This is a genomic window from Streptomyces sp. SID5910 (assembly GCF_009862125.1).
Lineage (GTDB): Bacteria > Actinomycetota > Actinomycetes > Streptomycetales > Streptomycetaceae > Streptomyces.
In genome coordinates, this window is the sequence record NZ_WWHX01000663.1 from 1 (window position 1) to 13,978 (window position 13,978).

At 72.6% G+C, this 13,978-nt stretch carries 9 protein-coding genes; 7 read left to right on the plus strand and 2 right to left on the minus strand.

Annotated features, from left to right (window positions below; genetic code table 11):
* On the plus strand, positions 1-911 hold a 911-nt coding region (locus tag GTW67_RS23020; RefSeq protein ID WP_524539813.1), incomplete at its 5' end, for a DNA repair protein RecN.
* A gap of 293 nt (positions 912-1,204) precedes the next feature.
* Entirely contained in the window at positions 1,205-2,353 is a 1,149-nt protein-coding gene (locus GTW67_RS23025) for a glycosyltransferase (protein ID WP_161166711.1), read from the plus strand.
* A gap of 6 nt (positions 2,354-2,359) precedes the next feature.
* On the opposite strand, the gene GTW67_RS23030 is transcribed toward GTW67_RS23025, so the two are convergent.
* Both GTW67_RS23030 and GTW67_RS23035 read right to left on the minus strand, forming a co-directional pair.
* On the minus strand, positions 2,360-4,030 hold the full coding sequence (locus GTW67_RS23030; protein ID WP_161164418.1) for a PucR family transcriptional regulator: 1,671 nt from the start codon (positions 4,028-4,030) through the stop codon (positions 2,360-2,362).
* A 127-nt stretch (positions 4,031-4,157) separates the two neighbouring features.
* Entirely contained in the window at positions 4,158-5,960 is a 1,803-nt protein-coding gene (locus GTW67_RS23035) for a glycoside hydrolase family 15 protein (RefSeq protein ID WP_161164424.1), read from the minus strand.
* 532 nt (positions 5,961-6,492) lie between these two features.
* Here GTW67_RS23035 and pyrG point away from each other — a divergent pair.
* The 5 genes from pyrG to GTW67_RS23060 all read left to right on the plus strand — a co-directional run bounded on the left by pyrG (position 6,493) and on the right by GTW67_RS23060 (position 13,969).
* Positions 6,493-8,142: a CTP synthase gene (gene pyrG / locus GTW67_RS23040; RefSeq protein WP_161164419.1), complete on the plus strand. Its 1,650-nt coding sequence runs from the start codon at positions 6,493-6,495 to the stop codon at positions 8,140-8,142.
* Positions 8,143-8,225: 83 nt separating this feature from the next.
* Complete coding sequence (locus GTW67_RS23045; RefSeq protein ID WP_161164420.1) at positions 8,226-8,861, plus strand: NUDIX domain-containing protein; 636 nt, start codon at positions 8,226-8,228, stop codon at positions 8,859-8,861.
* A 267-nt stretch (positions 8,862-9,128) separates the two neighbouring features.
* A complete protein-coding gene (locus GTW67_RS23050) occupies positions 9,129-11,156 on the plus strand; it encodes a tetratricopeptide repeat protein (protein ID WP_161164421.1) in 2,028 nt (675 codons plus the stop codon).
* A 134-nt stretch (positions 11,157-11,290) separates the two neighbouring features.
* Positions 11,291-12,415 (plus strand): alanine dehydrogenase, encoded by a 1,125-nt coding sequence (gene ald, locus GTW67_RS23055; RefSeq protein WP_161164422.1) that lies wholly within the window; start codon positions 11,291-11,293, stop codon positions 12,413-12,415.
* Between the two features lie 423 nt (positions 12,416-12,838).
* Positions 12,839-13,969 (plus strand): ParA family protein, encoded by a 1,131-nt coding sequence (locus tag GTW67_RS23060; RefSeq protein ID WP_161164423.1) that lies wholly within the window; start codon positions 12,839-12,841, stop codon positions 13,967-13,969.
* The last annotated feature ends 9 nt before the right edge of the window (positions 13,970-13,978 follow it).

Sequence of the window (13,978 nt, forward strand, 5' to 3'; positions counted from 1 at the left end):
CCGAGCGGATCGGCGAGGTGGGGATCCTGCTGCGGGACGTGGCCGGGGAGCTGGCGGGGTACGCCGACGACCTGGACGCCGATCCGCTGCGGCTGGCGGCGGTCGAGGAACGGCGGGCCGCGCTCACCGCGCTGACCAGGAAGTACGGCGAGGACATCGCGGCCGTGCTGGGCTGGGCCGAGCAGAGCGCCGCGCGGCTGACCGAGCTGGACGGCGACGACGAGCGGATCGGCGAGCTGACCGTCGAGCGGGACGCGCTGCGGGCGGAGCTGGGCGGACTGGCGCAGGCGCTGACCGACGCGCGGACGGAGGCCGCCGACCGGTTCGCCGCCGCGGTGACCGCCGAGCTGGCCTCGCTGGCCATGCCGCACGCGCGCGTGTCCTTCGCCGTCCGGCAGACCGAGGATCCCGAGGGCGTGGAGGTCGGCGGACGTGCGGTCGCGTACGGGCCGTCGGGCGCGGACGAGGTCGAGCTGCTGCTCGCCCCGCACCCGGGCGCGCCGGCGCGGCCCATCGCCAAGGGTGCCTCCGGCGGTGAGCTGTCGCGGGTGATGCTGGCCGTGGAGGTCGTGTTCGCGGGGACCGACCCGGTGCCGACGTACCTCTTCGACGAGGTCGACGCCGGGGTCGGCGGCAAGGCGGCGGTGGAGATCGGGCGGCGCCTGGCGCGGCTCGCGAAGACCGCGCAGGTCGTCGTGGTCACGCACCTGCCGCAGGTCGCCGCGTTCGCCGACCGGCAGCTGCTGGTGGAGAAGACCAACGACGGTTCGGTCACCCGCTCCGGGGTGAAGGTCCTGGAGGGCGAGGAGCGGATCCGGGAGCTGTCCCGGATGCTCGCGGGCCAGGAGGACTCGGAGACGGCACGCGCCCACGCCGAGGAACTGCTCGCGACGGCACGGGACGACGGGTAGGGCGTAGCCCGGCGGGGGCCGGGGTGGCGGACGTCGGTGCGGTGGCCGGTACGTGTGACAGCGCCGCGTCGCGTAGGCGCCGCGCGCCGGCACGTCACTCGTGTGAGTGAATCGGTCCTGTTCCGTTGCCCCGTGGTCGCGTGCGCGCGGGGATCGTCGTTCCCGGAACACCCGTACGTGCTGGCATCCTTGACGGAGTGACGCGCAGGAAGCCGTGCGGCGTGCCCCGGCCGCACCGTCCTTCTGTACGTTCTTCGTGACCGTCCCCCGCCGAACCAGGAGCCCCGGGCCACGTGACCCCCGTGAGCAGCCACTCACCGCTCGGCCAGGCGCCGCTGCGCACCGTGCAGGTGCTGGGCGGAGGCAACGCCGGCAGCAGCGCGCACGTGCGCTCACTGGCCGCGGGGCTCGTCGCGCGGGGCGTGAAGGTCACGGTGTGCGCCCCCGCCGAGGCGGAACGCACCTACGACTTCACCGGTGCGGGCGCCGGCCACACGCACGTGCCCCGCAGCAGCGACCCCGTCTCGGTGGCGGCGCTGCGGGCGGTGTGCGCCGACGCCGACCTGGTGCACGCGCACGGGCTGCACGCCTCCTTCCGCGCCGTGCTGGCCCTCGGCGGCCGCCGGGTCCGTACCCCGCTCGTCGTCACCTGGCACGACCGGGCCCATGCCGAAGGGGCGCGCGCCCATCTGCTGCGGGTGCTGGAGCGGCGGGTGATGCGGGCCGCCACCGTGGTGCTCGGTGCCACCTCGGACCTGGTCGACCGGGCCCGGCTGACCGGCGCGCGGGACGCCCGGCTCGGTCCCGTCGCGCTGCCCGGCCGCCCCTCCCGGGCCGCCGGACCGGAGGACCCCGACCCGACGCACGCGAAGATCCGGGCCGAACTCGGTGCCGTCGGCCGCCCGTTGCTGATCGCGGTCGGCTCCCTGGAGGCACACCGGGGGTACGGCGTCCTGCTCGACGCCGCCCGCGGGTGGCGCCGGCTCGACCCCGCGCCCCTGGTCGTCGTCGCCGGAGAGGGCCCGCTGCGCGGGGAGTTGCAGCGCAGGATCGAGGACGAGGGGCTGCCGGTGGTGCTCATCGGCCGGCGTGACGACGTCACCGACCTGCTGGCGGCGGCCGACCTCGCGCTGCTGCCGATCCACCGCGGGGCGGGGCGCTCCGTCCTCGCCCAGGAGGCCCTCCACGCGCGCCTGCCGCTCGTCGCCGGCGACACCGGCGGCCTGCGCGAACTCGTCGGCGACGCCGCCGAACTCGTCCCGGCCGGGGACGCCGCGGCCCTCGGCGACGCCGTCGTCGGACTGCTCGGCGACGCCGCGCGGCGGGAGGCGCTGAGCGACCGGGGCGTACGGCAGGCGGCCACCTGGCCGACCGAGGACGAGACGGTCGCCCAGGTCCTCAGCGTCTACGACGAGCTGACCCGGCCCACCCCGCTCCGCTAGGGCCCTTTACGGCACGTGCCGGCGGGCGCGCAGGGCCAGGCTCAACGCCAGGACCGTCTGCGGGTCGTCGAGGTCCGTGCCCAGCAACTCCCCGATGCGGGCGAGGCGGTTGTAGAGCGTCTGCCGGTTCAGGTGGAGTTCGCGCGCCGTCTCCGCCTTGCGGCCCGCGTGCGCCAGGTACGTCTGGAGCGTGGGCAGCAGGGGCGGCTTGGAACGGTTGTCGTGGTCCTGGAGGGGGCCGATCGCCCGCCCGACGAACGCCGCCAGGTCCGGATGGTCGCGCAGCCGCCACAGCAGCAGGTCGATGTCGAGCCGCCGGGCGTCGTACCACGGCCGGTCGCCGAGGCCCTGGGCCGCGGTCGCCGTCTCCGCCGCGTGCCGCAGACCGGCCGACGCCGCCGCCCAGCCGCCGGCCACCCCGACGACCACGACCGGCGGATGCGCGCCCGGGCGCTGCATCCCGGCCCGCTCCACGCCCGCCCGCAGCGCCGCCGCGACCCGGTCGGCGACCGCCGCCCGCTCCGACTCCGCGCGCAGACCCAGCAGGAGCGGCACCCGGCCCTCCACCGGCCGCACGCCCAGCAGCACCGGCACCCCGACGGACGCCAGCTCCTCGGCGACCGCGCGGGCCAGCACCGCCCAGCCGCCGCCGGTGGGGGCGAGGGCGTCGCCGAGCCGCATCACCACCGGCAGCAACGGGCTGCCGCCCGGCTTGAAGCCGAGGACGCGGGCCTGCGCCGGGGCGTCCTCCGCCGTGATCCGGCCCTCGGCCAGATCGGTGAGGAAGTCACCGCGCCCGCGCGCCGCCAGCTCCTCCTCCTGCCGTGCCTGCATCAGCACCACGGCGAGGATGCCGGCCGCCCGCTCAGCCGCCATCCGGTGCACCGGCGCCAGCGGGGACCGCACGGGCAGCAGGGCCAGCCGGGCGCGCACCGACCCGGCGCCGGGGCCGCCGCCGGGCACGTCCACCAGGACCGAGCCCGCAGGCGGCGGGGTCTCCTTGTGCTGGCCCCGCAGCCCCTCCCACACCTGGAGCGGATCGGCGCCCTCGGGCCCGGACCCGGCGGCGTACAGCAGGCGGCCGTCGGGCGTCTCCAGGAACACGGGGTTGTCGGCGAACCCGGCGAGGATGCCGAGCACCTGGGGCACCCCGCCGCCGCCAAGGAGGGCCTCGGTGCAGCGGCGGTGCACCTCCTCGGCCCGCTGGAGCAGCGCGTAGTGGCCGTTGACGATCTCGGTGTGGATCTCCTCGGTGACGGTCACGAACGGCACCTCGCGGTGCAGCTGGACCAGCGGCAGCCCGGCCGCGCGGGCCGTGTCCACGAGGGTCGCGGGCAGCCTGGCGAAGCGCGGGCCCAGCTCCACGACCAGGGCCGCGATGCCGCGCTCGGCGAGCGTGCGGACGAAGGCCCGCTGCTCGGCCGGGCGGGTGCCGAGGCCGTAGCCCGTGGTCAGCAGGAGTTCGCCGCCCTTGAGCAGGGAGGCGATGTTGGGCACCTCGCCCGCGTGCACCCAGCGCACGGTGCGGTGCAGGCGGTCGGCGCCGGCGACGATCTCCGGCAGGCCACTGCGCAGCCCGGGGAGTTCCAGGGCCCGCTGCACGGTGATTCCGGCGCCCCGAGGCCCGTATCCGCCGTCCCCGAAGCCGTCGCCGCTGTTGACTTTGCCGCTGTCCATGAGCCGGACGCTACCCGCGCGGGCCGCGGGTGAGCACATCGCGGGGAGGCGTCCCGTGTGCGTGCCTCACGCGGGCCGGGGTCGCCGGCCCGGGCGGGGTACGGCCATGCCTTCCTGTCGAGTCCCCTCAGCCGCCGTACGCCCCGCTCGCCGTCAGGCGCAGGGCCGTGTCGATCAGGGGCACGTGGCTGAAGGCCTGCGGGAAGTTGCCGACCTGGCGCTGGAGGCGCGGGTCCCACTCCTCGGCGAGCAGGCCCAGGTCGTTGCGCAGGGACAGCAGCTTCTCGAAGAGCTTGCGGGCCTCGTCCACCCGGCCGATCATCGCCAGGTCGTCGGCCATCCAGAACGAGCAGGCGAGGAAGGCGCCCTCGTCGCCGGGCAGGCCGTCGACGCCCTCGTCCTTGCCGTCCGTCGGGTAGCGCAGGATGAAGCCGTCCGACGTGGACAGCTCACGCTGGATGGCCTCGATGGTGCCGATCACGCGCTTGTCGTCCGGCGGCAGGAAGCCCATCTGCGGGATCAGCAGCAGCGAGGCGTCCAGCTCCCGGGAGCCGTAGGACTGCGTGAACGTGTTGCGTTCCTTGTCGTAGCCCTTCTCGCACACGTCCCGGTGGATGTCGTCGCGCAGCTGCTTCCAGCGCTCCAGCGGCCCGTCGGCGTCGCCGGACTCGATCAGCTTGATCGTGCGGTCGACGGCGACCCAGGCCATCACCTTGGAGTGCACGAAGTGGCGGCGCGGGCCGCGCACCTCCCAGATGCCCTCGTCCGGCTCCTGCCAGTGGTCCTCCAGGTAGCGGATCAGCTTCAGCTGGAGCACCGAGGCGTAGTCGTTGCGCGCGAGGCCCGTCATGTGGGCCAGGTGCAGGGCCTCGGTGACCTCGCCGTACACGTCCAGCTGGAGCTGGTGGGCCGCGCCGTTGCCGACCCGGACCGGCGTGGAGTTCTCGTAGCCCGGCAGCCAGTCCAGCTCCGCCTCGCCCAGCTCGCGCTCGCCGGCGATGCCGTACATGATCTGGAGGTTCTCCGGGTCGCCGGCGACCGCGCGCAGCAGCCACTCGCGCCAGGCGCGGGCCTCCTCGCGGTAGCCGGTGCGCAGCAGCGAGGACAGGGTGATCGCCGCGTCCCGCAGCCAGGTGTAGCGGTAGTCCCAGTTGCGGACGCCGCCGATCTCCTCCGGCAGGGAGGTGGTGGGCGCGGCGACGATGCCGCCGGTGGGGGCGTACGTCAGCGCCTTCAGCGTGATCAGGGAGCGGACCACGGCCTCGCGGTAGGGGCCGTGGTACGTACAGTGCTCGACCCAGTCGCGCCAGAAGTCCTCCGTCGCCACCAGCGACTGCTCGGGCTCCGGCAGCGCCGGCGGCTCCTTGTGCGAGGGCTCCCAGGAGATGGTGAACGCGATCCGGTCACCCGGAGCGACCGTGAAGTCCGCGTACGTGGTGAGCGCCTTGCCGTAGGTCTCGGCCTCCGTGTCGAACCACACGGAGTCCGGGCCCGCGACGGCCACCGTGCGTCCCTCGTGCTTGTGCACCCACGGCACCACCCGGCCGTAGCTGAACCGCATCCGCAGCTCCGAACGCATCGGCACCCGTCCGGAGACGCCCTCCACGATCCGGATCAGTTGCGGGGCGCCGTCACGCGGCGGCATGAAATCGGTCACCCGGACCGTGCCGCGCGGGGTGTCCCACTCGGATTCCAGGATCAGCGAGTCGCCGCGGTAGCTCCGCCGCTGCGCGGTGGGCGGCTCGGCGCCGGGTGCGTAGGCGGGTCCGAGCCGCCAGAAGCCGTGTTCCCCGGTGCCCAGCAGACCGGCGAAGATGGCATGCGAGTCGAAGCGGGGCAGGCACAGCCAGTCGACTGTGCCGTCCCGGCAGACCAGGGCAGCGGTCTGCATGTCTCCGATGAGTGCGTAGTCTTCGATGCGCCCGGCCACGTGCAACTCCAGTCGAACGGCCACGTCACCCCGCGTGGGGGCGGTCGCTAGTGCGGTCAAGGGGGGTGTCATGCGTTGTTGAGCCATGAAGCAAAGCAGCCGTCCGGCCGTGAAGCCAAACGCTGTGCCGCAAAGGACAATTGTTGCTCAACGAACTGACGAGCTCTCGTTGTTCCGGTGCTGACGGGGCGAGGGGTGGTGCCGCGTCGCCGGGGCCGGCTCGGCAGCGAACGTCCGAGCAGGATACGACGCACGTAGATGATCTGTGTGCCCCTCCGGGCAACGCGGGTACGCCGAACGAGTGACCACCGGGTGAGAATCCGGTGAGCCGCGCGCGTCCGTGTCCGCATGTGCGCGGAGCGTGGCCGGAAGCCGTCGCTCTCCGGCGCTGATACGCTGGTAGCCCGTGGACCGGTGGGAGAAAAACCCCGGAACCGCAGCGACGGCGCCGCCGACGGCAACCCGGGACGACCGGGCCGCACGACGGACGCACCGCACCCCAGACCGCGACCACGGGAGCCCCCTCTTGGCCATGCCGCCCAAATCTTCGACGACCAAGCACATCTTCGTCACCGGGGGTGTCGCCTCCTCGCTCGGCAAGGGGCTGACGGCCTCCAGCCTCGGCATGCTGCTGAAGGCCCGCGGTCTGCGCGTCGTGATGCAGAAGCTCGACCCGTACCTCAACGTCGACCCCGGCACGATGAACCCCTTCCAGCACGGTGAGGTCTTCGTCACCAACGACGGCGCCGAGACCGACCTGGACATCGGGCACTACGAGCGCTTCCTCGACCGCGACCTGGACGGTTCCGCCAATGTCACCACGGGCCAGGTCTACTCGACGGTGATCGCCAAGGAGCGGCGCGGCGAGTACCTGGGCGACACGGTGCAGGTCATCCCGCACATCACCAACGAGATCAAGCACCGCATCCGCCGCATGGCGACGGACGAGGTCGACGTCGTGATCACCGAGGTCGGCGGCACGGTCGGCGACATCGAGTCGCTGCCCTTCCTGGAGACCGTCCGCCAGGTCCGCCACGAGGTCGGCCGCGACAACGTGTTCGTGGTGCACATCTCGCTCCTGCCGTACATCGGCCCCTCGGGCGAGCTGAAGACCAAGCCGACCCAGCACAGCGTGGCCGCCCTGCGCAACATCGGTATCCAGCCGGACGCCATCGTGCTGCGCTGCGACCGCGAGGTGCCGACCGCGATCAAGCGGAAGATCTCGCTGATGTGCGACGTCGACGAGGACGCCGTCGTGGCCTGCCCCGACGCCCGCTCGATCTACGACATCCCGAAGGTCATCCACACCGAGGGCCTGGACGCCTACGTCGTCCGCAAGATGGACCTCCCGTTCCGCGACGTGGACTGGACGACCTGGGACGACCTGCTCGACCGCGTCCACAAGCCCGAGCACGAGATCGTCATGGCCCTGGTCGGCAAGTACATCGACCTGCCCGACGCCTACCTCTCGGTCACCGAGGCGCTGCGCGCGGGCGGCTTCGCCAACCGGGCCCGCGTGAAGATCAAGTGGGTCACGTCCGACGACTGCAAGACCCCGGCCGGCGCCAAGGCGCAGCTCGGTGACGTCGACGCCATCTGCATCCCGGGCGGCTTCGGCGACCGCGGTGTGCTCGGCAAGGTCGGCGCGATCAAGTACGCCCGCGAGAACAAGATCCCGCTGCTCGGCCTGTGCCTGGGCCTCCAGTGCATCGTGGTCGAGGCCGCGCGCAACCTGGCCGGCATCACGGACGCCAACTCCACCGAGTTCGACCCCGCCACCGCCCACCCGGTCATCTCCACGATGGCCGAGCAGCTGGACATCGTGGCCGGCGAGGGCGACATGGGCGGCACGATGCGGCTCGGCATGTACCCGGCCAAGCTCGCCGAGGGGTCCATCGCGCGCGAGGTGTACGACGGCAAGGAGTACGTCGAGGAGCGGCACCGTCACCGCTACGAGGTGAACAACGCCTACCGCGCGGAGCTGGAGAAGAAGGCCGGCATCGTCTTCTCGGGCACCTCCCCGGACGGCAAGCTCGTCGAGTACGTCGAGTACCCGCGCGAGGTGCACCCCTACCTGGTCGCCACGCAGGCGCACCCGGAGCTGCGCTCGCGCCCGACGCGCCCGCACCCGCTGTTCGCGGGGCTGGTCAAGGCCGCGGTCGAGCGGAAGACGTCGAAGTAGCACACCAGTTGTACGGTGGCCGGGACGCGTCCATTCAACGGGACGCGTCCCGGCCTCTTCGCGTACGTCTGGAAGGACAGGGCATGACGGGCACGACCATCAAGGACACCCCCGAGGAGTGGGAGGTCCGGGCGACGGAGACCCCCTTCCGGGGCAAGAAGACCTCCGTCCGCACGGACGAGGTGGTCATGCCCGGCGGCTCCGTCGCGAGCCGCGACTACCAGGTCCACCCCGGTTCGGTGGCCGTTCTCGCCCTGGACGACGAGGGCCGGGTGCTGGTGATCCGCCAGTACCGGCACCCGGTGCGCGAGAAGCTGTGGGAGATCCCGGCCGGCCTGCTCGACGTGCCCGGCGAGAACCCGCTGCACGCGGCCCAGCGCGAGCTGTACGAGGAGGCGCACGTCAAGGCCGAGGACTGGCGGGTGCTGGCCGACGTCTACACCACGCCCGGCGGCAGCGACGAGGCCGTGCGGATCTTCCTCGCCCGGAACCTGTCCGAGGCGGAGGGTGAGCGCTTCGCGGTCGAGGACGAAGAGGCCGACATGGAGCTGGAGCGGGTGCCCGTCGCGGACCTGGTCCGGGGGGTGCTCGCGGGGGACCTGCACAACAACTGCCTGGTCGTGGGCGTACTCTCCCTGATCGCGGCGGAACAGGGCGACGGCCTCGACACCCTGCGCCCGGCGGAGTCCCCGTGGCCGGCCCGACCGTTCGAGGCCTGACGCGTGCCTCCGGCCGGCGCATGGCGCGCCTCGCCGGGCCCTGGCGCCCCGTAGCCCCACGCCCTGGTGGCCTGAGTTCCGCGCCCCGATGTTCCGGCGCCCCGTGCCCCGCGTTCTGGCCTCCGGTGTGACCATCTGTTGATCCGATCAGGGGATGTGCCCGTCGTGGTCCACACGGTCCGTCGCACAGCGTGAACTAGGCTCGGGAAACGCCCGAACCGGAGTTCCGGCGGGCGCCGGCGTGCGGTGGGATCGGGAGTGTGGCCCGTGACGGATCAGGCGGTGGACACGGACGGCGTACGGCTGTCGGGCGACCCTGTCGAGGAGACTCGGTTCCTGGGCCGCACCCGCGAGCTGAAACAGCTGCGCGCCGACATCGAGCGGGCGGGCCTCGACACCCTCTCCGGCCGCAAGGCCCCCCGCGCGCGCGTGCTCCTCGTCGCGGGCCGGCCCGGCTCCGGCCGTACCGCGCTCGCCGAGGAGCTCGCCGCCCAGGTCGCCGACCGCTACCCCGACGGGGTGCTGCGCGCCCGGCTGAGCGAACCGGACGGACGGCGCGTGCCCGTCGGGCGGCTCGCCCGCGACCTGCTCACCGAGCTGGACCGCCCCACCCCGCCCGGCGCCTGCGACGACGACCTCACCGCCGCCCTGCGCGAGGCGCTCGCCGACCGCCGGCTCCTGCTGCTGCTCGACGACGCCGCCGACGCCGAGCAGGTCGACGCCCTCCTCCCGGACACCCCGGACTGCCTGGCCGTCGTCGTCTCCGGGGGCCCGCTGACCGGCATCGCGGACGTCCGCCCGTGCACACTGGGCGGCCTGGACACCAAGTCGGCCGTGGAGCTGCTGTCCCGGTTCACCGGCTCGGTCCGCATCACCGTCGACCCCCGCGCCGCCGAGCAGCTGGCCGAGGTCTGCCAGGCGCAGCCCGCCGCCCTCACCCTGGCCGGCGGCTGGCTCGCGGCCCGCCCCAAGGCGGCCGTCGCCGACCTCGCCCGGCAGATGCACGCCGAGGACGACCAGGGGACGCCGCTCAGCCGCGTCTTCCGCCTCGCCTACACGTCGCTGCCCGGCTCCGCCGCCCGGATGCTGCGCCTGCTCTCCCTCGCCCCGGCCGGCCTGGTCGACCCGCACACCGCGTCCGCGCTCGCCGGCTGCTCCGTCGGCGACGCGCGCACCACCCTGGACGAGTTCGTCGGCCTCGGCCTGCTGCACCCGGCCGGCTCCGCGCTGCCGCAGTACGAGGTGCCCGGCTGCCTGTACCCCCTGCTGAAGACCCTCGCAGCGCGCCACGACCGGCCCGCCGAGCTCCAGCTGGCCCGCGCCCGGATGCTGGAGCGGACGGTGCGGCTGCTCCAGTCGTGCCGGGCGATCACCGAGACCGACAGCGACCGGGCCCGCGAGAAGCTCGACGGCATGCCGCCGGCCCTGCGCTTCCCCACCCCCAGGGCCGCCGCCGACTGGCTGCGCGTGCGCCGGCCCGCCCTGCTGGCCGCGGCCCGCCTCGCGGTCGCCGACGGGGAGCTGGACACCCTCGCCCGCCGGCTGATGTCCCAGCTGGTCCGCGCCATGGTGGCCCACTTCGGCACCCAGGCGGCGGCGCCCGACCTGTACGACGTCCACCGGCTCGTCCTCGACGTGGCCGAGCGCCGCGACCTGCCCCGGGAGAAGGCGGCGGCCCTGCTGAACCTGGGCGACCTGGACGCCCGTACCGACCGCACGGCCGAGGCACTGGCGCGCTACCGGGCCGCGCTGGACGCCGGACGTGCGGCGGACGACCCGTACGCGACCGGCCGCGCGATGGAATCCGTAGGCGGCGCCCACCTGGAGCTCGGGGACTACGACCGGGCCGCCGACTGGTTCGGCCGGGCCCTCGCCCAGCGGCTCGCCCGGGACGAGCGCGCCGACGCCGCGCGGATCTACGGCCGCATCGCCACCGCCCACACCTACGCCGGCCGCTACGGCGAGGCGGTGCGCTCCTGGCGGGCGGCGGTCGCCGGCCACCGCAGGGCCGGCGATCTCCCGGCCCACGCGCGGGCGTTGAGCGAGCTCGCGCGCGTCCAGGAGTACGCCGGGCGGCCCGAGGAGTCGCTGCGCACCTGCCAGGAGGCCGTCGAGTGGGCGCGCCGGGCCGAGGACGTCCGGCTCCAGGCAGCGCTGCACCTCAGGCTCGCCGACACGCTCGACCGCCTCGGCGACCCCACGGCGGCCGGGCTGCAGCGGAGTGCGGCCGAGCGCATGTTGAGGGAAGAAGCCGCTGATGCCTGCGAAATCCGCAGCACACCCGATGAAGATTGATGCTTTGAAAGGCTAGACAGCGGGAACACCTTCATTAGACTGGCTCTGCCGCACATTCTCCTGCGGTCTACCCCGGTGTGCCCGAGCCTGAGCGGGTATGCCTTGTAATAGCCCCATTCTCTGAGCCAAGGACCGTGATCCACGTGAAGGTCGGCATTCCCCGCGAGGTCAAGAACAACGAGTTCCGGGTGGCCATCACCCCCGCCGGCGTGCATGAGCTGGTGCGCCACGGTCACCAGGTCGTCGTCGAGCGCGACGCCGGTGTCGGCTCCTCGATCCCCAACGAGGAGTACCTCGCCGCCGGTGCGCAGATACTGGACACCGCCGACGAGGTCTGGGCCACGGCCGACCTGCTGCTCAAGGTCAAGGAGCCCATCGCGGAGGAGTACCACCGCCTCCGCAAGGACCAGACGCTCTTCACCTACCTGCACCTGGCCGCCTCCAAGGAGTGCACGGACGCGCTCATCGAGTCCGGCACCACCGCGATCGCCTACGAGACGGTCGAGCTCCCGAACCGCGCGCTGCCGCTGCTCGCCCCGATGTCCGAGGTCGCGGGCCGCCTGGCCCCGCAGGTCGGCGCCTACCACCTGATGGCCGCCAACGGCGGCCGCGGCGTGCTGCCCGGCGGCGTCCCCGGCGTGCTGGCCGGCAAGGCCGTCGTCATCGGCGGCGGCGTCTCCGGCTGGAACGCCGCGCAGATCGCCATCGGCATGGGCTTCCACGTGACCCTGCTCGACAAGGACATCAACAAGCTCAAGGAAGCCGACAAGATCTTCGGCACGAAGATCCAGACCGTCGTCTCCAACGCCTTCGAGCTGGAGAAGGCCTGCCTGGAGGCCGACCTCGTGATCGGCGCCGTGCTGATCCCGGGCGCCAAGGCCCCGAAGCTGGTCACCAACGAGCTGGTGTCCCGGATGAAGCCCGGAAGTGTCCTTGTCGACATCGCGATCGACCAGGGCGGCTGCTTCGAGGACTCCCACCCGACCACGCACGCCGAGCCGACCTTCCCGGTCCACGGGTCCGTGTTCTACTGCGTCGCCAACATGCCCGGCGCGGTGCCGAACACCTCCACCTACGCGCTGACCAACGCCACGCTGCCGTACATCGTGGAGCTGGCCAACCGCGGCTGGGCCGACGCCCTGCGCCGCGACCCCGCGCTGGCCAAGGGTCTCAACACCCATGACGGCAAGGTGGTTTACAAGGAGGTCGCCGAGGCGCACGGCCTGGAGCACGTCGAGCTGGCCTCGCTGCTCGCCTGACCCGACGCGGCCGGGGCACCGGCCAAGCCGGCACAAGTCGACAGCCGAAAAAGGCGATACGTCAACAGTGGTCGTCAACCCCGCACACCCGGCCGGACCTTGCCCGACAAGGTCCGGCCGGGTGTGTGTATGGTCACTTTGCGATTCTCGGCCAACTCGCCTCGAACGTAACGCTTCAACCGATTCGCGCACCGGTGAAACCTGCTGTGCGACGGCCGTACGCCCTTGACAGAGGGATGTTTCATTGCCGACACATCGGGCCGGGTCCGGCGGATTGTGTTGCTGCGGACGGCCGACACGCCATAGAGTCGCCGAACGTCGGCATGGTGTCACGCTGACCTGTCTAGAAGTTTCCTGGTCACCAAGGAGGTAAGACGACTTGTGAATGAGTCGACATTTACTCCCGGGGGTGGTCAACCAGGAATGCCTGCACGGGCCCACGGCCCCGGGCGTCTCGAGGCTGTCGGCTCCGTCGCTGTACGCACCTTCGCAGCCGCCCACCAGAGTCCGCAGGCGACTCGGACAGCACACATGAGTATGGATGGCCAACACGTGAACGCCATGGCCGGCGACGGAAGTGGCGCGCCCCGCAACCACTTCGCCGACTACGACGAACTGCCCGAGGGGCACTTCTACGATCCGGACGCGGAGTACGAGCCCGATCCCGAGTACGCGGCGACGCTCGCGCCCGACGCGGCCCGTCAGCGCCGTGAGCGCATCGGCCCGACCGGACGCCCGCTGCCGTACTTCCCGATCCCCGGCCCGCTGACCGAGCACGGCCCCGCGAAGATCATCGCGATGTGCAACCAGAAGGGCGGCGTCGGCAAGACCACGTCGACCATCAACCTGGGTGCCGCGCTCGCCGAGTACGGGCGCCGGGTGCTGCTCGTCGACTTCGACCCGCAGGGCGCGCTGTCGGTCGGTCTCGGCGTCAACCCGATGGAGCTCGACCTCACCGTCTACAACCTGCTCATGGAGCGGGGCATGGCGGCCGACGAGGTGCTGCTGAAGACCGCGGTCCCCAACATGGACCTGCTGCCCAGCAACATCGACCTGTCGGCGGCCGAGGTGCAGCTCGTGAGCGAGGTCGCGCGCGAGTCCACCCTCCAGCGGGCGCTGAAGCCGCTGATGGACGACTACGACTACATCGTCATCGACTGCCAGCCCTCGCTCGGCCTGCTCACGGTCAACGCCCTGACGGCCGCGCACAAGGTGATCGTGCCGCTGGAGTGCGAGTTCTTCGCGCTGCGAGGTGTGGCGCTGCTGACCGAGACGATCGAGAAGGTCCAGGAGCGGCTCAACCCCGACCTGGAGCTCGACGGCATCCTCGCCACCATGTACGACTCGCGCACGGTGCACAGCCGTGAGGTGCTGGCGCGTGTCGTCGAGGCGTTCGACGACCACGTCTACCACACGGTCATCGGGCGCACGGTCCGCTTCCCGGAGACCACGGTCGCCGGTGAGCCGATCACCACGTACGCCTCCAACTCCGTCGGTGCCGCCGCCTACCGCCAGCTCGCCAGGGAGGTGCTCGCCCGGTGTCACGCCGAGTGAGTCTGCCGG

Excerpts from the sequence above, each read along its gene's own strand:
- GTW67_RS23030 (WP_161164418.1), bottom strand. The coding sequence starts at position 4,030 with ATGGACAGCGGCAAAGTCAACAGCGGCGACGGCTTCGGGGACGGCGGA.
- pyrG (WP_161164419.1), top strand. The coding sequence starts at position 6,493 with ATGCCGCCCAAATCTTCGACGACCAAGCACATCTTCGTCACCGGGGGT.
- GTW67_RS23045 (WP_161164420.1), top strand. The coding sequence starts at position 8,226 with ATGACGGGCACGACCATCAAGGACACCCCCGAGGAGTGGGAGGTCCGG.
- GTW67_RS23060 (WP_161164423.1), top strand. The coding sequence starts at position 12,839 with ATGCCTGCACGGGCCCACGGCCCCGGGCGTCTCGAGGCTGTCGGCTCC.